Genomic DNA, 21,871 nt, shown 5'->3' with positions numbered 1-21,871 from the left:
GTGAAAATGATATACTTAAGGTTGGCTCGGTATTGCAACCGATCAGCTGGTAGATGCATACTAAATAGGAGGCTACTACATGGCAAAGGCAAAAGCAACGACGGAATACGACAAAGCCGTTAAAGCATTAATTAAGGAATATAAGAAAACTGGTAGCATTCAATATGATGAATTATCAGATAAATTAGCAGCGCCTTACAAACTAGATGCTAGTGGCATTGATAAATTATTACAAAAGGTTGAAGATGCTGGGATTAGTGTTGTTGATGAAAAAGGTGATCCTGATGCTCGAGCGGTCAAAAGTGTCAAAAAAGTTTCTAAGAAGGAACTTAGTGACGCTGGCTCGGCTTCTGGAATTAAAATCAATGATCCCGTGCGGATGTATTTGAAAGAAATTGGTCGTGTCGACTTGTTAACGGCTGACGAAGAAGTCGCTTTAGCACTCCGAATCGAACAAGGTGATGAATCTGCCAAGCAAGAATTAGCCGAAGCCAACTTACGGTTGGTCGTTTCGATTGCCAAACGTTACGTGGGTCGGGGAATGCAATTCCTTGATTTGATTCAAGAAGGTAACATGGGGCTAATGAAGGCCGTTGAAAAGTTTGATTACCGTAAAGGATTCAAGTTCTCAACGTACGCGACTTGGTGGATTCGCCAAGCAATTACGCGGGCAATTGCCGACCAAGCGCGGACCATTCGGATTCCAGTGCACATGGTCGAAACCATTAACAAATTAATTCGAATTCAACGGCAACTGTTACAAGATTTAGGGCGCGAACCAACTCCTGAAGAAATTGGGGCTGAAATGGACATGCCAACGGAAAAGGTTCGTGAAATCTTGAAGATCGCACAAGAACCCGTTTCATTGGAAACGCCAATTGGTGAAGAGGACGATTCACACTTAGGTGACTTCATCGAAGACCAAGACGCAACCTCACCAGCGGATGCCGCGGCTTATGAATTGTTGAAAGAACAACTGGAAGGTGTCCTTGATACCTTGACGGACCGGGAAGAAAACGTCTTACGCTTACGGTTCGGACTTGATGATGGTCGGACCCGGACACTGGAAGAAGTTGGAAAAGTCTTCGGTGTGACCCGTGAACGGATCCGCCAAATCGAAGCCAAGGCGCTACGGAAGTTACGCCACCCATCACGTAGTAAACAGTTAAAAGATTTCTTGGAATAATCACCAGATGATGACGTCTGACTAACCAGCTAAAGGTGCTGATTGGTCAGGCGTTTTTTTTGCTTATGTAGATGTTAAAACGTGGTGGACACTGATTTAAGCCGCAACCCACGTCTTAATGCCATATTGACGAAACGTGTTCGGGTCCGATGAGCCTTCCGGGTAGCGACACGATGAGTTTACCGCTTAACGCCTTAGTTGGGCTAATCCTCAGTCTCAAGCCGTCTGAACCACACACTCTGGCAGTGCTGAGCATTGGCCGAAATGCCTTCCAGTTGGGAAGGTATTCGAATGGCTGACAGGGATGTCCCCAACTTTTGCTGGCTTGGTCGTTGCTATTTTAGAGACAGCAATTTTATCAGTAACTGTCAGTTTGATAATCGAACTGTGATTCGTTCATTAATTCTCAGTCACCATATTATGACTGAGATTCCAAACAACTGAGACCACATTAACGTTTGTTCAATGTTCCAAGCAGTAATTGAATTCGGCGACCAATTGCACTAAGTTGAGTGGCCGTTCATCTGTCATGCGAGCAGGGGTCCCGGAGGTCGGAATAGGATGAACAAGCACTGATGAACTGGCAACCAAATTTAAGACTCTTTTCAGTAATTTGGCATACTGTAATGATGTCGCACTCACGTTTGAGGTAATCATTTTGTGCCAGGAATATGATTGTTGAGTTGTCAAACTCAAATTAGTGTGTTATTGTACTAGTTGTAGTAATACACGTAGTACACAATACCGAGGTGATAAAATGCCGTTTGCAACTAATGGGGCACCGTATTACGAACAGTTAGTTATGCAGATTAAGCAGCAGATCGTTCAGGAAGTCTTACGACCAGGGGATCAATTGCCTTCAATTCGAGCAATGGCGTCAGAAATGCACCTTAATCCGAACACGGTCAGTAAGGCTTATCAAATCTTGGAGCATCAGCGAGCCGTGTATACTGTAAAAGGTCGGGGGACGTTTGTGAGTGAATCGAGTCAGATTGCAATTGATTCGAATGCGGTTGATGATCTTCAGACGCGCTTACAATCACTGTTAACGGAAGCACAATTTTTAGGAATCAGTGCGCAGCAAGTTCAGGCGTGGGTGACCACGGCTTATCAAAAGGGGGAGTCACGGGATGAGTATCCAAGTTAAAGCATTAAGTAAGCGGATTGATAATCGTGAAATATTAAGGGGGATTACTTTTACTTGGCAGCCAGGTCGAATCGTTGGGTTGGTCGGGCGGAACGGCGTTGGAAAGACGACGCTCTTTCGGACGATGGCTGATCACTATTTGGCGGACGAAGGCGAATTAGTGATTGAGGGGCAGTCGACTTTGCAGCAACCATACTGTCGGCAAAAATTATTTTATATTGATACACAACGTCACTTTTTTGGTGGTCAACGGTTGCGACAGATCATAACGACATACGCGTTGGCTTACGATGACTTTGACCAATCGCAACTAACAGCGTTATTAGCGGCCGAGCATTTATCAACCAAAAGCTACTACCAGCGGTTATCAAAGGGTCAGCAGATGTTATTTCAAATCTTGCTAGCGTTAGCGAGTCACGTGCCATATATTATTTTGGATGAGCCGTTTGATGGTTTGGATATCATCGTGCGCGAGCGGATTGTAGCCTATATGGTTGAGGAGGTCGCCGAACACGGCGTCAGTTTCTTGATTTCATCACATAATCTTGATGAACTTGACGGTTTATGCGACCAAGTGCTGTTTTTGCAACATCATGAATTAGTTGCTGATTACGACCTAGAAAGTTTACGGGCAACGGCCCGCAAGTTTCAGCTTGTTTTTGCAGATAAGCATATACCAGCGGTTGTGAAAGAGCATGGGCAGCTGATTAAAGTTTACGGTCGGGTCTTAGAAGTGTACTTTGCGGACTACACGCCGACAATTGAGACAGCGCTCCAACAAAATCAACCATTGATGATGGCCGTCCAGCCGTTGACCATTACAGATGTTTTCCGAGTTAAATTGGGCGACCGGCAAGCTGTTTGGGGTGGTGTGTAGAATGGCAACTGTAAAATTGAGACGGTTATGGTGGCAACAAAATCGGCCTTGGGTGCGACTTGTGACGGCAACGTGTCTGTTAGTGAGCTTATTAATGGCAATTAATGTGACACATACTTGGCAGGTGGAACATGCCCGGAGTGTACGTGGTGAACGGATCAACGCTGCAGATTTTGTTAAACACCCGAAAGACTATAAAGTTGCCGGTCGTCCGGCGGTTAGCCTGCATGTTTATTATGAACATCTTGACCAGTTTTTTTGGCCTGGCGAATACACTTCTACGGATCCCAATCAGGCAGTGCGGGCCCAACAACCCAACCGTTTGTATTATGTTTTGGGACTCGTCAGCGGTTTGCTGCTTGCATTCTGGGGTCGTCGCACACACCGCTTCGAGTTTATGGCTGGTTTAGGTGTTACGCGTTGGCAAATTTGGTGGCAACAGCTGCGGCTCGGGCTGCTATTAATGGTCACCGTTTTTGTAAGTCAAGTGATTTATTATGGCTGGATCACGGCTGCAATCCCCCAAGTTTATCAGCAATACCGTAACGGGGCCGCCCTCTTGGGAAGTAGTGTGGCAGTGACGATGGTCAGTGGGTGCCTAATTATGCTTGCTTGGCTGGTGGGGAGCTTTAATCAGCGGTTATGGTTAGCAATCCTGATCAGCACTCTGACCTGGCGTTGGGCGTCGGGAATGTTAACGCGGACAAATATGTGGTTGCGGTGGTTTCACATTCAGTCGTTGCCTAGTATCCGGTTACATGTTCACTACGGGGTAGCGGCAATCATGGCATTAGTGGGCTTGCTGATGCTACTAGGATTAACTTGGGTGGCCTGTCGTCAATGGTCAGCGGATATCACCACATTGCGGCAACAATCGCTATTTAATGGGGTTATCGCCAGTGCTTTGATTAGTTTGAGTATTGGCTCAACACTTGGGGACATCCTACTACTGCCTTTGATGGGAACAATTGCGCCGTGGTATGAATTGGTCGGAATCGTGCTGACTATGATGGCACTGCTCGTCTATCGTGTTGGCCGTCGTTACCATCAACTGGGGGAAGTTGTGAGATGAATAAAAAATTGGGGCACTTGATTATTTGGCAGCATGCGCCACTTCTCATTGGTATGCTGATTTTGTTTATAGCACTGGGGGCGTGGACTGGCTTCAGAATGAATCAACACTGGCAAATGCTAGATCAGAATCATGACATGCTAATTTCAGGTCTTAAATACGACCACCGGCGGCAACAGTATCAGGATGTAGATGGCTTAGTAGCACCTTCGAAACAGCAGTACTTGAATCAATATTTACAAGTTTATCATGCTGATCGGCGGGGATTATTGGCGAATTTGCGCGTTGGGAGTAATGTTGAACCAAATGATTTTCTATGGGGAATCAGTATTTTAGTGGGCATAGCACTCATTGCCATTCCACGTTACCGGCATCAGAATGAGTGGTTACAGAGCTTAGGATTTCGCCGAGCAGCTATTTTTGGTGCGACGTTTTTGAGCTATAGTTTAACGACGATCATTGCGTATAGTTCGGCGAAATTAATGGTTCTGCTGGTGCTGGTACAGAATATTCCCGGAATTTATTTCGCGCAATTCAATTGGTGGGTCTGGGGCGGCAATGTAATCAGTACCACGCTCGTTGCACTGATTTTGATGACCGCTTCTGCATTAGTGTTATTGGTCACGCCTAACCTGGTAATGGCAATGCTCGTCGGCTATGCAGTCGTTAAACCAATCAGTTGGTTTGTATTGATACGGTCATTCGGTCAACCTGGTAATTATTTGTTGGCGTTCCTCAATCAACACTGGTTGTTGGGTATCGCAATTGGATGTCTAGTCTGGGGCTTGGGCGGGATACTTGGTCGGTATTTGAGCGCCCAGCAAATCACGGAGCGTGACCACCAAGCGATTTTGTTACCGGCTTGGCGGGTACCAATGCTGATAGGGTTGAGCATCATACTGACTAAATTGATTACCGACGTTATGCTGGCACCACAGACGAGTTGGTCATATGTAGCAGTAGTTTGGTCAGCAACATTAATTGGTCTGATTGCTTGGATTTATCAACCGCGCTGGAGTCGCTACTTTTGGCAAGTTGTGCGACAGTTACGCTAATATGATGAAATTAACAATTAATCGATAAAGCATCCAGCCGGTCAGTAATCTTATTTGACCGGCTGGATGCTTTTAAACGTTACGGGTTTGAAAAGAATAGTTGGCAAGCGTTAAGAATAACAGTAGATAGGCGATATAACCAATCGCCAGCGTGGATAGATTTAGTCGGGTTAATTGTTGTAGTTGTGGTGTTTGGATTTGCTCGCCTAGATTGATCATGTTGAGCGGATTCCACTTTAACCAGCTGACTTTGGCGTATAAATAAAAACAAAGTTGATTGAAAATGGTCACAATAAAGTACCCAATGATGCCGGTCAGAATGGCTGGTGTTGAACTGGTGAATAGGGTGCCCAATAGTAAGACGACACTCATTAAAAATAGTAGGGTCAGTCCTGTTGATAGCATGTTCAGACCCCAAGTGTGCCAAATTGTACCGTAATTAGGTAACCGCCGAAAGAAGCTCAACTTCAGTCCGAGACTCATGAGGGTGCTAAAGCCAGATAAGCCAATCATCAGACCGAGTATCGTGAGCCATTTGCTGACTAAGACTTGGGTCCGCGAATAACTGCGATAAAGTAGCGCTCGTAACGTGCCATTTTGCCGTTCATTCGTTAAATAAGTGCTGCCAATTGTGATTGCCAAAAATAGTAGCGGAATAAAGCCGTAGTCGTTGTTTACAAATGCATCATATGGCGTTAGTAGCTGTGGGTAGTGAGCGGCATATATCGCAATTATGAATTGAAAAATCATTATAAATGGAATAAACAGTTGAATCACACGATGGTGCATTAATTTTCGATTTTCTTGTCGTAACAATGTGAACATTAGATTGACCTCCTTAGTGGTTGACCGTTTTCAGCATGGTTAATAAGGATGATTCTAAGTCTTCAGTGTGGGGTTGAATCCGCTGTAACTGAATCTGATTGGTCAAAAGTAGTTGCAGTAATGGATTAAGCTGAAATCCGGGCGTTATTAAGACACGAATTGGTGTTGCTGCAACTAGGTGGTATCCAGCAGAACGCAATAGCTGATAAGCCCGTTGATCTTGATTAGTTACTAATTCATAAGTGGGGCGCTGTTGGGCAAGAAACGCTGGCATGCTCATATTGGCGATCAGTTGCCCGTGATCAAGAACTAAGACGTCATTGGCGACCCGTTGCAGTTCACTCAGGAGATGACTTGAAATTAAAAAGGTGGTGCCTTGAGCTTGCGCCCATAAAATTAAATCGCGTAATTCTTTTGTGGCCTGTGGATCAAGACCATTCATGGGTTCATCTAAGATGACTAGTGCGGGCTGATTGAGCAAAGCCAAGGCTACACCCAATTTTTGCCGCATACCGAGTGAGTAGTGTTTCGTTAGTATATCGGCAAATGCTTGCATGCTAAGTGCTTCAATGATTTTGGTAACGCGTGCTGTACGATTGGCACCGGTTGCGAACAGTGAGAGTTGTTGCCGGCCAGTCAAGAATGGGTAGAGTCCGGGATATTCAATTAGGGCGCCCACAGCGCTTAAAGCTTGGTGATGGCATGGCGTAATTGACTGACCATTTAAATAAATCTGACCAGTAAAGGAAGTGAGCCCTAAGATTGATTTCATCAGTGTCGTTTTGCCGGCACCATTTGCACCAACTAAGGCGACGATATGCCCCTTTTGAATGGTGAAGGTCAGGGCTTTTAAAATGTGCTGGTGACTGAAGTATTGATTTAATTGCGTGACGGTCAGTAGTGGTGTGTTCATATTGGAATCCCCCTAAACCTTAAGCGGCTAATAATAACCACTTCAAGGTATTTTACAAACAAAGTATACTATTAATCATAGTGTAATAGTGTAGTATTACGCTATTTAATATAATCTTAATTATTACTTGTTGTACTCGTTATTATTTAGCAATAACTATGGTTAAAACGTCTTGATTTTAAAATTCAGCAACTGCCAGCTTGGATCAACCGGAAACAGTTTGAGTTTGCACCAATTTTCGGTGGATTCTTACCACGCTAACTGGAGGCATAATTATCAGCCATTCGAGTGGTTGACCGATGGGAGCGGCAGGGTGACAGTGCTCAGTAGCCCAAGCTGACGAGCAGGAGTCTGATTGACTGTCACGTTTTAATCATGATTCATGTCGGATTAACTAAGTGCATTAATTATTCCATTGATACATAAGTGCTAATTTGACAAACTGACTTAATCTGACATACTAATTATTAGCGAAATTAAAAACACGGTCTGGTCGGTAGTCCAGACGCAGCAACGGCTGTCAGTAACCTGCCTTCCTTGGTTGTCCGAATTTCGTTAGTGAAATTAAGGAGGGGTTAATTTGATTAACCGATGCAAATTAACGGTGTTTTTTGATCAACAATTTTATCAGGGTGTTTTTGAGCGTTGGTCGACGGACGGGTATCAAGTCGCCCGAGTGACCTTTGGGACGCAGAATCCTAGTGAACCCCAGATTAGGTTGTTAATTCAAGATCGGTGGTCAACGCTGCAATGGACGACGGCTAGTGCGGTTGCTCAGCAGCAATTGGTTCGCGAGTATCGTCGTGCGGCACGACAATGTCGTCAACATCACGTTCGATTCAAACCGACTAGAGCAATGCAAATGTTGAAGTTAGAACATCAGCGTAACTTGGTAATGAAGAAGCGGCAGCAGCGTCGTGCCCGACATGACCATGCTCAGTTGATACGAGCAAAGCGGTTGGCAAAACATCGTGCTCAACATCGTGGCCATTAGTTGACGAGACACTCACTTAGCTAATTTTAGTTAAGTGAGTGTTTTTTGACAGCATCAAAATAAAATCAATCAGTTTTGAACCGCTTCGAGATTTGATACCAATGATTCCGGGCTTTGAGGACGGACTACTGATTGGTGCCAATGGGGCGTTAATTGCAGATAATCGGCAAATCAAACCAGTTGCATCAATACGGTCGCATGATTTACAGCTCGTGACTGAGATGGTTGCTAGCGATTGAGTTATATTGCGGATGGCTGCTGAGATTGTGCGGCTCAAGTCGATTTTCAACCAGCTTGATTCTCGACACTTGCCACAAAGAGTTGGACTGCCGAAATTGGATGAAGTGATTAAAGTTATCTTATTGAGGGTTGATGAAGATGCAGAGTATGCGCTTAAGTACTTAACTGCTGGCAACTGAGATGTTGATGACTGTTCAGCATACCACAGAAGGTAATCTTGATTTGATTGCTATTAGGGTCAATAAATGGTCCGCCTGTAACGACTGGGGATCCAGCGCTAAGTGGCGTTTGGTAGCGATGAAAATGATCGACAATTACTACAACATGTAATAACGAGCATGTGGGTCCAAAGTAAATCAATTAGGAGAATAATTAACGGATAGCCGATGTTCACCTGCATTAGTGGCTGAAAGAATTCGGGCACTGGCAGACTAACGAATTGGCGTGAACACAAGCCAAAAAACACGATCACTAGCCAGTGACCGTGTTTTTATTTGATAATTCTGGAAATTAGTTGTTCGCGTCAGCGGCTGGTGTCATCCAAGCAACAAATCGATTTGCATGTTCGGTAAAGAAATTTACGAGTCGCCCAGTTAAAAAGGCTGCAATGAGGGTACCTTCCCGAACCCCCGCTAAAGAATGAGTAAAGCTGAGTGCCAGGACTAGTGAAATGCCAATCAGAATGAAATCATTATAAACTTTGACTTTGGCAAACTTGAGTTGATGCATCAGTGCGATGGCGTTCGGAAGTCCTTCACCAGGCATGATAATGGCGTGTGAATTGACTTCTAAAAAGACACCTAACGATAAGAGCACCGTTCCCATTAAGACAAGTCCGAGTTGCTCGATGTATGTTTGATTAGGAAGACTATGGAAAAACCGCACAAAAGCATCGATGAACCAACCGAACAGGCTACCCGGAATTAATTGCAATAAGTTTTGCCAGGAGAACTGCCGGCGCAAAACGATGGCTTCTAGTAGAACTAAAATGAAAATAAAAGCAATTGTCAACTGGCCAATTGGAATTGCCGTAATATTGCTAATGACATTCGGAATACTTGAGATTGGGGACGTTCCTAATAAGGATAATTTAGAGAGTGCGACGCCAGCTGACATGCACAGGATACCAATTACGAGGACTCCAAAGTGTTTAATGAATTTTTTCAATGACGATTTCAATCTCTTTTCTCTTGTAAGGCGAGGTAAACTTGTTGTAATTGGTGCGTAAACACTTGCTCGTTGACTTCTGGATGAGCAGCGAAGAAGTCATGCCACCAGTCAATCAATGTTTTCTTAATGGCGATAGCGATTTGTTCACCAGCCGGTGTCAAGCTAATTCGTAGACTACGCTGATCGGCAGGATCACGAAACCGGATGACGAGTTGGCGTTGCTCAAGTTGACGAACAGTTCGAGCTAATAAACTAGGATCGAGCATCAGACTGGCAGCCAAGTCCTTTTGAGTTTGGGCCGGGTGATCGTAAACAACCAGTAATAAGTCACTTTCGGTCGCCCGAATGTTCAGCGCCTGTAGTTGGGTGTTGATGCTGTTTTTGGATTCGCGGTAAATACCCGCAATATATTTAGTTAGACTAAAATACTCGATAGTCAGCACTCCTTTTTTTATAAATAGTGGACAAGTCCATTATTTATAAAAAAAACGACCTTGTCAAGTCAGTCGTTTAATGGGTCACAGTTGTAAGTCATAGTTAATAGTGGATATGGACGGCCCTGATCATCAGTTGGTTGGCGATTAGTGACTTGGAAACCACGGTGTTCATAAAATTGACGCGCCCGTGGGTTTTGTTCATTCACTGTAAGCGTTGTGGCACCATAATCCTGAATACTAGTTTGCAGTAAGGCGGTTCCAATACCAGCGCCACTAGCGGCTGGGGCGATAAAAAGCATGGCTACTAGTGAACCATCAATACCGATGAAACCAGTTGGGGTATTTTGATCATCCACTGCAACGAGCAGTTGTGGAACGGTTCGTAATGCTGTGGGGACTTCGTGCTCAATGGTTGTGATTTCAGCGGGCGTTAGAAAGTGGTGACTGGCGTCGACGGACTGTCGCCAGAGTTGAGTTAATTGGCTAATCAATTGCGGTGTTCGCTCGGCAGGCGGGAAAGACTTAATTAACAATGGTCGACCTCCTTATTTTCGTTGTGATTGATTAAGTTTAACATAAGAGCCGGTGTCAGTGCCAAAACTAATTTAACGGTTGGAATGACCTTTGAATGTATTGAACTTTTGATGGACTAATCATTTTCCAACTGGAGAATGGCGGATTAAAGACATACATACGTAGGCGAGTAACAACTAAACGAAGTGAAATCACAGTTAATCAGCGACCACCCTCAGTTAGGAATGGCAGATCAATCGACATTGTATTGGCTGGCTCGTATACTAGCGAAAAGTGGATTGGATGTGTTGGAATGAAATTTGTAATTTTTGGCGGTGAATTACTGGTGTTAGCTGCCTGGCTCATTTATGGTCGAACACTGCCATTGAGTTTGCGTATCATTGGTGTTATTGGAATCGTTATCGTTTCGCAATTGGCACATTGGGTATTGAAAGCACGGTAACTAGCGTTATTAATTGTGATTCAAATGAGCTTTTGATGTAAATCCAGAAGCTCACTTTTTGTCTGGGTTATTTTCTAAAGAATTATGCTAACTTATCAATACTGTTGAAATAATGACATTTGTCACCTGATCATTATGACAAACGCGACTACTCGACCCGATTACGCTGGCGTACACTATAGTCATTAAAGGAGGCGGGGATAATGACACCGTTGATTGAAGCAACTAAGGTCGCATTTAGTTATGGTCAACAGTCAGTTTTGACTGATATTAATATGACGATCATGCCGGGCGAGATTGTTGGCTTGATTGGTGAAAATGGGGCCGGCAAAACGACGTTGTTAAATTTGTTATTAGGAATCAAACGAGTTCAGCAGGGCCATCTCAAGGTGTTCGGGCAAGCGGCCGGTAGCCTGGCGGCGCGATTAAAGATTGGGTCAATGATGCAGGGTGATATGGCAATTCAAGGCGTGACGGTGCGTGATATGTTAAGGCTAGCTGCGGCTCAACGTCTGCCTGAATTTGATTGGCAAGCATTATTAGCCACCTTGAAACTACAAGACATAGCCCAGCAACGCTTGACGGCGTTATCTGGAGGACAGTTACGACGAGTCACCTTTGCTTTGGCACTGGTAGGTGATCCCGATTTGTTATTTTTAGACGAGCCGACCGTTGGCATGGATACCAATGCGCAACAGACATTTTGGCAACAGATTAGGCGCTTGAAGGCCGCTGGTAAAACCATTATCATTACCAGTCATTACCTACCGGAGATTGAAGCCATCGCTGATCGAATTATGTTGCTGAAGGACGGGCGCTTTGTCTTTCAAGGCTCGTTTGCCGTGTTGCAAAAACAATATCAACAAGTGGAGATTCGTTGCCAAACGAGACTGCCAGCGGATCGGTTTACAAATTTAACGGCAGTAACTGCGGTTACTAAGCAAGGCGACGAACTACGCATGAGTAGTGAAGACGGTGACGCTACGCTGCAAGCGATGATGCCCATAATCAGTGAGTTGCATCAAGTCTCAATTAGTCGTGAATCATTGACGGATATTTTTGTTCATCTGACGAAGGGAGTCTCAGCATGAAAATTTTAATGGCTCAACTGAGATTTGATGCACGGCGTTTGATTATTCGAAACGCAGCGTTTCAGTTTTTTGCCTTGGTGATGCCAGCAGCTTTTTACTTGTTATTTACAAAAGTAATGGTTACCGGTGGCACAACGGCTCAAATCGCACTTTTTAATCGGTCTTATATGGGCAGTATGATCGTTTATAGTGGGACGATCAGTACGCTGTTCAGTATTGCCCAGATTCTAATGCATGATCGGGAACGGGGACTATTACGGTGGCTACGGTTAACGCCACACGGGGTAGTACCGTACTATCGTTCGATTGGCATGATGAGTTTGGGAATGAATGCGTTAACGGTCGTTATTTTAGGCGCGATTGCGGTCGTTGTGAACCACGTTGATTTAACCGTGGTTCAATGGCTAGGGATACTTGGAATTGCTCTGATTGGTCAATTACCGACATTGCTTATGGGCGTTGGACTCTCATTTTTGAATCGTGCCGAAACGTTGAGTGTCGCTAGTAATTTAATTACCTTTCCAATGGCCATTATTAGTGGTCTATGGTGGCCCATTAGCCTATTACCAAGCTGGCTACAGGTGATTGGTAAACGACTGCCAACATATTATGTGAACGATTTGTTGGTCAACTGGGGCACCCATGGTACACTAAAATTAATCGATTTGCTTGGTATCGGGCTGTGGGTGTGCGGCCTATTAGTGATTGTTAGTTGGGTGATTCAGCGGGGACTTAAACGGGGGAATGGCGTTGTTGACGCATCATAAAAATAAATTGAAGACGATTGAATGGACGAGCTACGTGTGGCTCGCCTATTTGCCGTATACAATTGCGGCTTACATACCCGTTAAATCTTGGCATGATTGGCTTTGGCTATTGCTTGTTGGTGGTTTTCTTGTGTTGTACATCTTGGTTGTCGAGAAGCCACATTGGCGTGCAGTGACGATGCCAGCGGAGTTAGTTGTGACGGGACTGTTTGCGGTATTTGCGGCTAACAATTTTATGATCATCTTTCCCGGCTGGCAAGTGAGCTTTTTACTTGGTCGTCGTCCTAAACGAGAATTTTATGGTTTTGCTTTAGGGTATTATGCCTTTTTAATTGGTGGCTGTATACGAGACTATTTACAATATCCTGGTGTGTTTGGGTGGCATAATGGTGACGTGATGGGCTTAGTTTTTCCATTGTTATCACCCATACTCGCGTATACCTTTTCGTGGTCAGTTGAACGACAGCGCCAACTCAACCAAACTAACCGCCGATTAAAAACAATTGTGGAACGTAACGAGCGTGAACGAATCGCGCGTGACTTGCACGATACCCTTGGACAAAGCTTTTCAATGATTACACTCAAAACGGAATTAGCTAAAAAATTACTCGTCAAAGCACCGGAGAAAGTGGCACCAGAATTGGACGAAATCGAACAAACCAGTCGCCAAAATTTACAGTTAGTTCGCGAAATCGTCAATAATTTGCATGAACAATCGCTCACAGAAGTCCTATTGGCCCAAACTCGTAATCTAGCAGTGGTTGGTGTCTGGACGACGACCACTGGTGAGACACAGGCAACCAAGTGGCCGACAACGGTCCAAAGTTGTTTTGCGGCGGTGTTAGTTGAAGCCATGACCAATGTGATGCGCCACGCACACGCGCACGAGGTGCGGATTGATTTTGTCGAGACGGCAAAAATTTATCAGATTAAGCTGAAAGATGACGGTAAAGGTGGAACCTTGATTCGTCAGGGCGCCAACGGGATTGCCGGGATGCGAACCCGCTTGCAAGCTAAACAGGGCACCTTTGCCATCACGAGTAGTCGGCGCGGCACCCAGTTGATCTTAACTTTACCAAAGGAGTAGTGAGTCAGCATGATAACTTTATACTTAGCAGAAGACCAAAGCATGTTGAATTCTGCCTTGACCCAATTACTGGAATTAGAAGATGATCTACACGTGGTGGGTAGCGCAGTAGACGGCATAAACGCCTGGCAGGAGTTGCAAGAACTGCAACCGGATGTCGCAATTCTGGATATCGAAATGCCAGGGATAACCGGCTTGGATGTTGCTGATCGATTGGCCAGTTCGCAGCTAGCCACGAAAGTAATTGTTTTGACGACTTTTGCGCAACGCCGTTATTTTGAACGAGCAGTTAAAGCCAATGTCGCGGGATATTTGTTAAAAGATAGTCCGAGTGATGACCTAATTGATGCAATTCGAGCTGTGATGACCGGCCGCACCATCTATGCGCCCGAGCTAGTCACGAATATGTTGTCAGCAGACAACAATCCATTGACCGAACGGGAACTAGCAGTTTTGGTCGAAGCTGAGAAGGGGTTGCCCACGAAGACGATTGCGGCCAATTTATACTTGTCAGCGGGGACGACCCGTAATTACTTATCCGCCATTTTTAGCAAATTGGGGGTTCACAATCGATTAGAAGCGATTCGTGTGGCGAAAGCTAATCAGTGGTTGTAAAGCTAGGCTGTTTGAACGAGGGGCCAACTAGGTTTATTTTTATCAACACATATACAAATAATTTGGTGCGCGATATAATTAATTGAATAGTGGTTAATGTTGAGCCCACTTACTAATTACGTGGCAAATCTGGAAGAATGGAAGATCCGGTAAGATGAAAGTAATGATCATCGGTAGTACCCACGCTGGTACGGCAGCGGCACGCGAAATTTTAACACGTCATCCGGAGACGGCGGTGACGATTTACGAGCGGAATGATAACGTTTCGTTTGTTTCGAGTGGGATTTATTTGTACTTAACGGGTGTCATCCAACACCTGGAAGACATGTTTTACACCTCGCCGGCTGACTTGAAGCAGTTAGGCGCTCAAGTTAAGACCCGCCATAATGTTTTACGAATTGATACGGGCCATAAAACGGTGCAGGTCGCCAATATGCAGACTGGCGAAGTCTTTGATGATACTTATGATAAGCTGATTATGGCAACTGGTTCATCAGTTATTGTGCCACCAATTATGGGTATCGATCATGAGAAAGTATTACTGTGCAAAAACTACGAGCAGGCGGAACAACTTTATCAATCTCTACAAGCCAACCAACGCGTTGCAATTGTTGGGGCCGGATATATGGGGACCGAGTTAGCGGAAAGCTATGCTAGTATGAACCAACAAGTCATGTTATTTCATTCGCATTCACATATTTTGAATAATTATCTTGGTCCCCAAATGGCGGATGCTGCAACTAAACTCTTACAACATCACCAGGTCGATATCCACCTCAATGAACGGGTGACTGGATTCGCAAGCGGTTCGAATGATCAGTTGATCGTTGAAACTGCGCAGGGTGATTATGAGGTTGATCTGGCCGTCGTTTGCGCGGGCTTTATGCCGAATACGGAATTGTTACGCGGGCAGGTCGCTATGGACCGCCATGGTGCTATCTTGATCAATGATTATGTTCAAACCTCTGACCCGGATATTTATGCGGCTGGGGATGCTTGCGTGGTCAATTATAATCCCACGGGACAGCCGGCGTATACACCATTGGCAACTAACGCACTGCGCCAAGGTGCGTTGGCGGGGATCAATGTTTTCGGAGATTTACAGCCGTACATGGGAACGCAAGCCACCTCAGCCATGCAATTATTTGATCACACGATGGCCACAACTGGGTTGACCTATCTAGCCGCGCAAAGACGAGAACTACCAGTACGACACGCCGTCTATCAAGGCAATTGGCGGCCAGCTTATATGCCGACGACGGCCAAAGTCACGATTGAACTAGTTTATAATTATCAGAATCGTCAGCTTCTCGGCGCGCAATTCTGGAGTCGTCACGACATTGCCCAAGCTGCAAACACGATCTCAGTAATGATTCAAAATCAGAATACGATTGATGATTTGGCTTACGTGGATATGTTCTTTCAGCCGAATTTTAATCAACCGTTTAACTATTTAAATTTGGTGGGGCAACTAGCCGTCAAACAAGAATATCAGCGAGGCAATCAAACACCACGAATTACAGCTCGTGGTAACTGGTCGAATAGTAGTGATAAGCATTGACCTAACGTAAAGCAGCACAGGCGCATTAAATCACAGACTTGGGGTCATTTCCCAAGTCTGTTTTTATGCCATCCAAATGATGAAAGCACTGTTCGTCATCCCATAATTGGTGAAAAAGCCTGATTTGCGCTGACAGGAACCCTGTATAATAGATTCCAGTCAAAAGTAGGAATCAGGACATGCAAGTAAAAGTGAAATGGCTGTCGGGGTTGCTAGTGGTTTTGCTAGTACTGGGGCTCAGTGGATGTATGGCACAACAACACCGCATGAAGTATGTACAGTCAAATACGCCTACGTTATTTTTCCACGGTGGCGGTAATAGGTATCACGCCGAGGCACAGATGGGACAAGCGGCTGAAAATGCAGGGGTGACAACTAGCGTTATTCGGGCGATGGGGCTTAAAAAAGGGCGCTTCAAGAATTCGTAGTGGATTCTTGAAGCGCCCTTTTAAGGCTTTAATGCGTCGTTTGACAGTCAATGTGGCGATTGGTCAATTGGCTGAGGCTGGAGCCGATACCGTATTAAGCTTCAGTGCCGACGTTGATGATGAGCTTACCAGCACTGTGACTGTTTTCGCTATACCGGTGGGCGGCTTGGAGACCAGCCGTACTAAACGGAAAGACTTGGTCGATGATGACTTGTAAGTGTCCTTCAACGGCGAGCTGCCCCAAGATGGCTAACTCCCGGCCGTTGGGTTGTAACCACCAGCTGGAGACAGTGGGGCCTTGGGATTTTTGAGCCGCTGTTGGTTGCCCATCAATCGTCACGAGTCGGCCAGTTGGCTTTAAGATTGCCAAGCCCTCATCAATGGCGTCAATGGTATCAAAGACGGCATCGTAGTCTGTAAGGACATCTTGAACAGCCGTCGTGTGGTAATCAATGACGTGGTCAGCGCCGATTTGCTTCAACAGCGTATGGTGATTGGCGCTCGCAGTAGTCGCAACCTCGGCACCGAGGTACTTAGCAATCTGGATGGCATTTAAACCAACCCCGCCAGCACCGGCTTGAATTAAGACTTTCTCGCCAGCTTGAATCTTTAATTGGTCATGAATGACTTGGTAAGCAGTTAGCCCCACTAACGGCAAAGCGGCGGCTTGTTCAAAAGAAAGACTGGCTGGTTTTAGTGCTAACTTGTCTTCTTTGACTGCGGCATATTCAGCGTAGGTCCCGCGCCGGCCATCCGCATAAATGTCTGGGCGGGCAAAGACTTCATCACCAACCTTAAAGTTGGTCACGGCCGCGCCAGCCTCAACAATGGTCCCAGCGACGTCCCAACCAAGGACAACTGGCATTTGCCAGTCAAACATGCCTTTAAGCAACCCTTGACGAGCTTTCCAATCGATGGGGTTGATACTCGTTGCCTGAACGGCGACTAAGACCTCGTCCTGATCAATGCTGGGACGTTCGATAGTGGCCATCTGGAGTTCTTCGGGCCCACCGTACTGATTAATAATGACTGCTTTCATTTTAAATAATTCCTCCCTGAAACTGAATAACCTAGCTTAGCATTTTAGTTGTGCTCAATTCAATTATTTAGTTCGGACTAGCGTGAATTAGATGCGCGTCGTTTTCAGCAGCCATCAATTGGGCAGTGTGTTGTGGTGATTGGTGAAAGCTGAGTCGATAGTGTCAGTCAGTAGGTATTTGTTGCTGCAGGTCTGTCGCCAGTTGCGTTAAAAAGGTTTTGGCGGCTTCCGACAAGCGTTGTCCCTTAGTCCAGACTAGGCTAGTGCGGGCGGTTATTCGAGGTGTTAGTGGGATGAAAATTAAATCGGATTGGTTCGTATTGATGATGCCATCAATCCCCAACGCGTACCCGACGCCCGCAGAAACTAGTAACGAGGCATTATAGAGTAAATTATAAGTGGCGACGATGGTGAATTTTGGCGTGCTTTCACCATACCAATCCTGAAGTTGATTGATCGTACCGTGTTGTGCAGAAACAATGATCTTTTGGCCTTCAAGATCAGCTAAGCTAATGTAATCATGGTCAGCTAGCGGCGAATGCCGCGGAACCAGTAATCCCCAGCGACTTTCGCCGGGTAGATGGATAAAGTTTAAGTCGTGTTTGTCAGTTGGTTCCGTGACGATTCCAAAGTCAAAGTTCCCGGTTTTGAGGTTGGTTCGAATCTGATTCGCATTACTACTCGTCACGTTGATCCTGATTTTCGGATACTGTTGTTGTAGTTTCTTAATCGACTGAGCAATCGTCAAAAAACTGCGCATCTCGGCACTCCCTAATTCAATCGTGCCACTGATTTCTTTGGCTGTATTAATGTTGGCAAGCGTCTTATCGGCTAAGGCGATGATTTGGTTCGCCTGCGTGGCAAAGTATTCGCCACTACTCGTGAGACTGATATGACGGCCATTGCGTTCAAATAGGGTCACGCCCAGTTCATCCTCTAAATCCTTTAATTGTCGTGAAATTGTTGGCTGCGAGACGTGTAAGCGTTCAGCGGCCCGACTGATATTTAACTCGGCGACCACTGCTTGAAAATAACGTAGAACTCGTAATTCCATCTAAAGCACTTCTTTCTATTACAATTAAGTATAATTTTAAATACCATATAAGCATTCGACATGGTTGCTGTCAAGCTTTAAGATGAAACTTGAGGTTAGTGCAGAATAGTTGGTTATTCAGAGAATAACGTGTCAAGCATCAAGGCAGGGCACCATTTAACCGAAGTGCTCTGAATTAAGCATCACTATTTTGCCAGAATGGAGGAATGTTAACGATGAACAAAAGTAATCAGCCCGTAGTGTCAACCACTGTAACCACGATGCAGTGGTCCAGAGCACAGTTAGCCGCTTTTAGCACGGCGGATGATTTTCAAGTCTCCCCATTTTACAGTGATGGGCAGACATACGGGACACCGACCTGGATTTGGTCGGTCGTGGTAGGGCAGCAACTATTTATCCGTGCTTGGAACGGTCCGCGCTCACGCTGGTATCGATCGGCCGTAACCCAAAGGGCTGGCCGGATTCATTTGGCCGAGAGCAATCATCTGGTGAATTTTGTGCCCATTTGTGATGAGCAGTTAAATAACCAGATTGACCAAGCTTATCGACAAAAATATGCCGGTAGTCCGTATTTAATGCCGATGCTAGCAAGTGGACCGCGGCAGGCGACGGTCCAAGTGATGCCACGAATATCTAAGAAAGGTGAATAGAAATGACTAAAATAATGATTATTGGTGCTAATGGTGGGATTGCCAGGAAGCTGACGCAACGGTTATTAGCAGAAACTGACGATGAACTGGTATTGTTCCTACGTCGAGCGGAACGTTTAGCCCAGTATCGGGAGCAACCACGGGTCACGCTGATTGATGGCAACGTGCTTGATACGGATGAACTTGCCACAGCAATGGCACCGGTGGACATAGTCTATTCCAATGTTGGTGGGACTGATCTAGCAGCCCAGACGAAGAGCATTTTGGCCGCAATGGTCCGAACTCAGCGGCAACGGTTGATCTTCATTAGTGCACTCGGCGCCCATCATGAGGTGCCAGGAAAATTTGGCGCGTGGAACGAACAAGCCATTGCCGATTTCCTACCCGGTTTTCGAGAAGCAGCGAGGTTGCTTAGTGCTTCCGAACTGGTTTATACGGAGATCCGACCAGCCTGGCTAACGGATGTTGCCGAAATTGATTATGAATTGACGACTGGCGCAGAACCTTTTAAAGGAACTGAGGTATCACGAGCAAGTGTTGCCGATTTAGTCTTTAAATTAATGGCGCATCCTGAAAATTATCAGCGTGTCAGTTTAGGGGTCGATAAACCTGGTACGGCGGGTGACCGGCCTAGTTGGTTGTAATTCCTGTCATGAGCCTTGATTGAATGCTAAAATAGGCGTTAACGCTCAGACGACAACGCCTTCCGATGCGGGGTGGCGCAAATTCAAATGACGAACTAACAGTGAATAGATGATTAAATAGAATTCAGGGGGAAGTTATTGAAAAGAATACGCTTATGGGGGCTGATGGCAGGCCTGCTGTTATTATTAGTTGGTTGTGGTCGTGCAGAGACGACCGGGGTGACTAAACCGGTTACGACTCAGGGGCATCGCTACATTCCGACACTGTTTTTCCATGGGTGGGGCAGTAGTTACCATGCTGAGACGCACATGGCAGATGCTATCGTTAAAGCCGGCAAAACACAAACTATTGTACGCGCGATGGTTGCTAAAAACGGGACGGTGGCTTTGAAAGGCCACTTTAGATCAGGTGATTATCGACCAATTGTTGAAGTGAACTTTGCTAATAACCGGTCTTCAGATTATCCAACCGTGGGCCGCTGGGCAAAAAATGTGGTGGTGGCGCTCCAACGAACTTATGGCATCACGTCGTTTAACATGGTTGGTCATTCCATGGGTAATATGGCGATTACCTATTATCTATTGGCGAATGCGCAAAATGAGCGGTTGCCGCAGCTCAGGCGACAAGTCGCAATTGCTGGACATTTCAATGGTATTTTAGGCATGGACGACAGCCCTAACCAGATGACGTTGAATGCTGCGGGACGACCGAATAAATTGCGACCGGCCTACCGCCAGTTATTAGGATTGCGGCGGGTTTATCCACGTCAGCAAGTACGAGTCCTTAATATTTATGGCGATAAGGGCGATGGGACGCATTCGGATGGGTCCGTCAGTAACGCTTCATCACGCTCTTTACGGTACTTAGTTGCGGCGCGTGCGCGTTCTTATCGCGAGGTTAAGATTACTGGGAAACATGCGCAACACAGCCAGTTGCATGAAAATGCGCAGGTCGACCGGTTACTGATTGATTTTTTATGGCCCACACATTAAAGTGGGGCAGCCTGATGGACAGGCACTGGCGAGTTCGCATTTTTAAAATTGACGCTAAAGAAACTGGGGTAGTCAGCTGACGTTTGTCAGTGATTAGCCTAGTTTTTAGGTTGCTACCAACTTGTAATGACGGGGTATTCGCGCTTAAATAGATAAAGACTGATTACTGGTAACGGTGTTGGTCGTTTGCTAGCGCGATCAGAGTGGCTGATTATAGTAGGCTATTGATAGTAGTTGCGCGTCCAATCGATTGTATGACTAATGAGGGTCGAACAAACCAGGTCATTATGGTGACCAAGCAACGGATTATTGGAGTGGGGGGTAGTGGCGGATGTTTAGTTATGAGCAGCTCGAAAAATATAATGAAACTGATGTGGAAATTTACAGGTACGTTATTAATAATATGGATAGGGTCGGCTACATGAGCATTCGTGAGTTAGCTCACGAGTTGCACGTGTCGACCTCGACGATTTTGCGTTTTTGTCTTAAAAATGGGTTCGAAGGCTATCGTGATTTTAAACGGGCACTTAAAAGTGAACAACAACAGTTGACCACCTACGAGCCCAAGAGCGACGTCAGTGAGCTAGCACACTTTTTTGCAAAAACTAATTCTAGCGCGTATGAACGTAAGTTGATGCCAGCGCTCACGTATTTGCGTCGAGCCACGCTGGTTATTTTTGTCGGCATTGGTTCCTCAGGAAGTTTGGCCCGCTATGCCGCGCGCTGTTTTACCAACGCTGGTAAGGTTGCGTTTGGACTTGAGGATAGTAATTATCCAGTGAATACTTTTGAGATTCACGATACGGTCGTTTTTGCGTTATCTGAGAGTGGCGAAACCCCAGAACTAATTGTACTTGTTCAGCATTTTCAACAACGCCGGTGCGCAGTCTTAAGCATTACTAACCAGTCCCAATCCACGCTAGCGAAGCTTTCCGATTGGAATTTTTCATATCAATTGGCTCACCAGAGAATTAATGGTAATTATAATATAACGACCCAGGTCCCCGTGGTCTATGTGATTGAGACCTTAGCGAAACGACTATAACTAAA

Annotated in this window: 26 protein-coding genes; 19 read left to right on the top strand and 7 right to left on the bottom strand. The window is 45.6% G+C overall.

What is annotated here, in order from left to right; all coding sequences use genetic code 11:
• The first annotated feature begins 79 nt into the window (after positions 1-79).
• The 5 genes from rpoD (at position 80) to E5260_RS08430 (ending at position 5,337) form a co-directional block, all read left to right on the top strand.
• Positions 80-1,186 carry an RNA polymerase sigma factor RpoD gene (gene rpoD / locus E5260_RS08450; RefSeq protein WP_003640674.1) on the top strand — a complete coding sequence of 369 codons (1,107 nt, stop codon included), beginning with the start codon at positions 80-82 and terminating at the stop codon, positions 1,184-1,186.
• A 757-nt stretch (positions 1,187-1,943) separates the two neighbouring features.
• Entirely contained in the window at positions 1,944-2,333 is a 390-nt protein-coding gene (locus tag E5260_RS08445; protein ID WP_003640670.1) for a GntR family transcriptional regulator, read from the top strand.
• Entirely contained in the window at positions 2,317-3,210 is an 894-nt protein-coding gene (locus tag E5260_RS08440) for an ATP-binding cassette domain-containing protein (protein WP_003640669.1), read from the top strand. The genes E5260_RS08445 and E5260_RS08440 overlap by 17 nt, the downstream gene beginning before the upstream one ends.
• Before the next feature lies 1 nt (position 3,211).
• Entirely contained in the window at positions 3,212-4,282 is a 1,071-nt protein-coding gene (locus tag E5260_RS08435) for a hypothetical protein (protein WP_003640668.1), read from the top strand.
• The gene (locus tag E5260_RS08430) at positions 4,279-5,337 is read left to right on the top strand and encodes a hypothetical protein (protein WP_003640667.1); all 1,059 of its coding nucleotides are present in this window, start codon (positions 4,279-4,281) and stop codon (positions 5,335-5,337) included. The genes E5260_RS08435 and E5260_RS08430 overlap by 4 nt, the downstream gene beginning before the upstream one ends.
• Before the next feature lie 72 nt (positions 5,338-5,409).
• On the opposite strand, the gene E5260_RS08425 is transcribed toward E5260_RS08430, so the two are convergent.
• Positions 5,410-6,162 (bottom strand): ABC transporter permease, encoded by a 753-nt coding sequence (locus E5260_RS08425; RefSeq protein WP_003640666.1) that lies wholly within the window; start codon positions 6,160-6,162, stop codon positions 5,410-5,412.
• A 13-nt stretch (positions 6,163-6,175) separates the two neighbouring features.
• Positions 6,176-7,075 carry an ABC transporter ATP-binding protein gene (locus E5260_RS08420; RefSeq protein ID WP_003640665.1) on the bottom strand — a complete coding sequence of 300 codons (900 nt, stop codon included), beginning with the start codon at positions 7,073-7,075 and terminating at the stop codon, positions 6,176-6,178.
• Positions 7,076-7,655: 580 nt separating this feature from the next.
• Between E5260_RS08420 and E5260_RS08415 the strand changes: the two genes are divergently transcribed.
• The 3 genes from E5260_RS08415 (at position 7,656) to E5260_RS08405 (ending at position 8,488) form a co-directional block, all read left to right on the top strand.
• Positions 7,656-8,069 carry a YjdF family protein gene (locus tag E5260_RS08415; RefSeq protein WP_003640664.1) on the top strand — a complete coding sequence of 138 codons (414 nt, stop codon included), beginning with the start codon at positions 7,656-7,658 and terminating at the stop codon, positions 8,067-8,069.
• A 92-nt stretch (positions 8,070-8,161) separates the two neighbouring features.
• Positions 8,162-8,308: a hypothetical protein gene (locus E5260_RS08410; RefSeq protein ID WP_162936240.1), complete on the top strand. Its 147-nt coding sequence runs from the start codon at positions 8,162-8,164 to the stop codon at positions 8,306-8,308.
• A 12-nt stretch (positions 8,309-8,320) separates the two neighbouring features.
• On the top strand, positions 8,321-8,488 hold the full coding sequence (locus E5260_RS08405) for a hypothetical protein (RefSeq protein WP_003640662.1): 168 nt from the start codon (positions 8,321-8,323) through the stop codon (positions 8,486-8,488).
• Positions 8,489-8,819: 331 nt separating this feature from the next.
• Here the strand turns inward: E5260_RS08405 and E5260_RS08400 are convergent, their stop codons facing one another.
• The 3 genes from E5260_RS08400 to E5260_RS08390 are packed head-to-tail and all read right to left on the bottom strand — an operon-like array spanning position 8,820 to position 10,449.
• A complete protein-coding gene (locus E5260_RS08400; RefSeq protein ID WP_003640660.1) occupies positions 8,820-9,488 on the bottom strand; it encodes a YczE/YyaS/YitT family protein in 669 nt (222 codons plus the stop codon).
• A complete protein-coding gene (locus E5260_RS08395; protein ID WP_003640659.1) occupies positions 9,485-9,922 on the bottom strand; it encodes a MarR family winged helix-turn-helix transcriptional regulator in 438 nt (145 codons plus the stop codon). Before E5260_RS08395 ends, E5260_RS08400 begins: the two co-directional genes overlap by 4 nt.
• Before the next feature lie 59 nt (positions 9,923-9,981).
• On the bottom strand, positions 9,982-10,449 hold the full coding sequence (locus E5260_RS08390; protein ID WP_003640658.1) for a GNAT family N-acetyltransferase: 468 nt from the start codon (positions 10,447-10,449) through the stop codon (positions 9,982-9,984).
• 293 nt (positions 10,450-10,742) lie between these two features.
• Between E5260_RS08390 and E5260_RS08385 the strand changes: the two genes are divergently transcribed.
• The 7 genes from E5260_RS08385 to E5260_RS08355 all read left to right on the top strand — a co-directional run bounded on the left by E5260_RS08385 (position 10,743) and on the right by E5260_RS08355 (position 16,441).
• Complete coding sequence (locus tag E5260_RS08385; protein WP_003640657.1) at positions 10,743-10,892, top strand: hypothetical protein; 150 nt, start codon at positions 10,743-10,745, stop codon at positions 10,890-10,892.
• Between the two features lie 203 nt (positions 10,893-11,095).
• On the top strand, positions 11,096-11,983 hold the full coding sequence (locus tag E5260_RS08380; protein ID WP_003640656.1) for an ABC transporter ATP-binding protein: 888 nt from the start codon (positions 11,096-11,098) through the stop codon (positions 11,981-11,983).
• Positions 11,980-12,750: an ABC transporter permease gene (locus E5260_RS08375; protein WP_003640655.1), complete on the top strand. Its 771-nt coding sequence runs from the start codon at positions 11,980-11,982 to the stop codon at positions 12,748-12,750. Before E5260_RS08380 ends, E5260_RS08375 begins: the two co-directional genes overlap by 4 nt.
• The gene (locus tag E5260_RS08370; protein WP_003640654.1) at positions 12,728-13,837 is read left to right on the top strand and encodes a sensor histidine kinase; all 1,110 of its coding nucleotides are present in this window, start codon (positions 12,728-12,730) and stop codon (positions 13,835-13,837) included. Before E5260_RS08375 ends, E5260_RS08370 begins: the two co-directional genes overlap by 23 nt.
• Positions 13,838-13,846: 9 nt before the next feature.
• The gene (locus E5260_RS08365; RefSeq protein ID WP_003640653.1) at positions 13,847-14,452 is read left to right on the top strand and encodes a response regulator transcription factor; all 606 of its coding nucleotides are present in this window, start codon (positions 13,847-13,849) and stop codon (positions 14,450-14,452) included.
• Between the two features lie 154 nt (positions 14,453-14,606).
• Positions 14,607-16,013 (top strand): FAD-dependent oxidoreductase, encoded by a 1,407-nt coding sequence (locus E5260_RS08360; RefSeq protein ID WP_003640652.1) that lies wholly within the window; start codon positions 14,607-14,609, stop codon positions 16,011-16,013.
• A gap of 179 nt (positions 16,014-16,192) precedes the next feature.
• Entirely contained in the window at positions 16,193-16,441 is a 249-nt protein-coding gene (locus E5260_RS08355) for a hypothetical protein (RefSeq protein WP_003640651.1), read from the top strand.
• A gap of 94 nt (positions 16,442-16,535) precedes the next feature.
• Here E5260_RS08355 and E5260_RS08350 read toward each other — a convergent pair whose 3' ends face one another.
• Both E5260_RS08350 and E5260_RS08345 read right to left on the bottom strand, forming a co-directional pair.
• Positions 16,536-17,480, bottom strand: a complete 945-nt coding sequence (locus E5260_RS08350) for an NADP-dependent oxidoreductase (protein WP_003640650.1) — start codon at positions 17,478-17,480, stop codon at positions 16,536-16,538.
• Between the two features lie 163 nt (positions 17,481-17,643).
• Positions 17,644-18,534 carry a LysR family transcriptional regulator gene (locus tag E5260_RS08345; protein WP_003640649.1) on the bottom strand — a complete coding sequence of 297 codons (891 nt, stop codon included), beginning with the start codon at positions 18,532-18,534 and terminating at the stop codon, positions 17,644-17,646.
• Between the two features lie 215 nt (positions 18,535-18,749).
• Between E5260_RS08345 and E5260_RS08340 the strand changes: the two genes are divergently transcribed.
• From E5260_RS08340 to E5260_RS08325, 4 genes are all read left to right on the top strand, one after another.
• Positions 18,750-19,184 (top strand): DUF2255 family protein, encoded by a 435-nt coding sequence (locus E5260_RS08340; RefSeq protein ID WP_003644458.1) that lies wholly within the window; start codon positions 18,750-18,752, stop codon positions 19,182-19,184.
• A gap of 2 nt (positions 19,185-19,186) precedes the next feature.
• On the top strand, positions 19,187-19,828 hold the full coding sequence (locus tag E5260_RS08335; RefSeq protein WP_003640647.1) for an NAD(P)H-binding protein: 642 nt from the start codon (positions 19,187-19,189) through the stop codon (positions 19,826-19,828).
• 138 nt (positions 19,829-19,966) lie between these two features.
• Positions 19,967-20,821, top strand: coding sequence for an alpha/beta hydrolase (locus E5260_RS08330; RefSeq protein ID WP_021356897.1), 855 nt, complete (start codon positions 19,967-19,969; stop codon positions 20,819-20,821).
• A 331-nt stretch (positions 20,822-21,152) separates the two neighbouring features.
• Positions 21,153-21,866, top strand: a complete 714-nt coding sequence (locus E5260_RS08325) for a MurR/RpiR family transcriptional regulator (RefSeq protein WP_003640645.1) — start codon at positions 21,153-21,155, stop codon at positions 21,864-21,866.
• Positions 21,867-21,871: the final 5 nt, after the last annotated feature.

Source organism: Lactiplantibacillus plantarum, from assembly GCF_014131735.1.
Taxonomy (GTDB): Bacteria; Bacillota; Bacilli; order Lactobacillales; family Lactobacillaceae; genus Lactiplantibacillus; species Lactiplantibacillus plantarum.
Note: the sequence above shows the minus strand (reverse complement) of the source record. Positions and strands in the feature narration are given on the sequence as shown.

Excerpts from the sequence above, each read along its gene's own strand:
- E5260_RS08340 (WP_003644458.1), top strand. The coding sequence starts at position 18,750 with ATGAACAAAAGTAATCAGCCCGTAGTGTCAACCACTGTAACCACGATG.
- E5260_RS08420 (WP_003640665.1), bottom strand. The coding sequence starts at position 7,075 with ATGAACACACCACTACTGACCGTCACGCAATTAAATCAATACTTCAGT.
- E5260_RS08345 (WP_003640649.1), bottom strand. The coding sequence starts at position 18,534 with ATGGAATTACGAGTTCTACGTTATTTTCAAGCAGTGGTCGCCGAGTTA.
- E5260_RS08375 (WP_003640655.1), top strand. The coding sequence starts at position 11,980 with ATGAAAATTTTAATGGCTCAACTGAGATTTGATGCACGGCGTTTGATT.
- E5260_RS08365 (WP_003640653.1), top strand. The coding sequence starts at position 13,847 with ATGATAACTTTATACTTAGCAGAAGACCAAAGCATGTTGAATTCTGCC.
- E5260_RS08430 (WP_003640667.1), top strand. The coding sequence starts at position 4,279 with ATGAATAAAAAATTGGGGCACTTGATTATTTGGCAGCATGCGCCACTT.
- E5260_RS08425 (WP_003640666.1), bottom strand. The coding sequence starts at position 6,162 with ATGTTCACATTGTTACGACAAGAAAATCGAAAATTAATGCACCATCGT.
- E5260_RS08335 (WP_003640647.1), top strand. The coding sequence starts at position 19,187 with ATGACTAAAATAATGATTATTGGTGCTAATGGTGGGATTGCCAGGAAG.
- E5260_RS08350 (WP_003640650.1), bottom strand. The coding sequence starts at position 17,480 with ATGAAAGCAGTCATTATTAATCAGTACGGTGGGCCCGAAGAACTCCAG.
- E5260_RS08325 (WP_003640645.1), top strand. The coding sequence starts at position 21,153 with ATGTTTAGTTATGAGCAGCTCGAAAAATATAATGAAACTGATGTGGAA.
- E5260_RS08440 (WP_003640669.1), top strand. The coding sequence starts at position 2,317 with ATGAGTATCCAAGTTAAAGCATTAAGTAAGCGGATTGATAATCGTGAA.
- E5260_RS08385 (WP_003640657.1), top strand. The coding sequence starts at position 10,743 with ATGAAATTTGTAATTTTTGGCGGTGAATTACTGGTGTTAGCTGCCTGG.
- E5260_RS08370 (WP_003640654.1), top strand. The coding sequence starts at position 12,728 with ATGGCGTTGTTGACGCATCATAAAAATAAATTGAAGACGATTGAATGG.
- E5260_RS08445 (WP_003640670.1), top strand. The coding sequence starts at position 1,944 with ATGCCGTTTGCAACTAATGGGGCACCGTATTACGAACAGTTAGTTATG.
- E5260_RS08355 (WP_003640651.1), top strand. The coding sequence starts at position 16,193 with ATGCAAGTAAAAGTGAAATGGCTGTCGGGGTTGCTAGTGGTTTTGCTA.
- E5260_RS08360 (WP_003640652.1), top strand. The coding sequence starts at position 14,607 with ATGAAAGTAATGATCATCGGTAGTACCCACGCTGGTACGGCAGCGGCA.
- E5260_RS08380 (WP_003640656.1), top strand. The coding sequence starts at position 11,096 with ATGACACCGTTGATTGAAGCAACTAAGGTCGCATTTAGTTATGGTCAA.
- E5260_RS08405 (WP_003640662.1), top strand. The coding sequence starts at position 8,321 with ATGGCTGCTGAGATTGTGCGGCTCAAGTCGATTTTCAACCAGCTTGAT.
- rpoD (WP_003640674.1), top strand. The coding sequence starts at position 80 with ATGGCAAAGGCAAAAGCAACGACGGAATACGACAAAGCCGTTAAAGCA.
- E5260_RS08435 (WP_003640668.1), top strand. The coding sequence starts at position 3,212 with ATGGCAACTGTAAAATTGAGACGGTTATGGTGGCAACAAAATCGGCCT.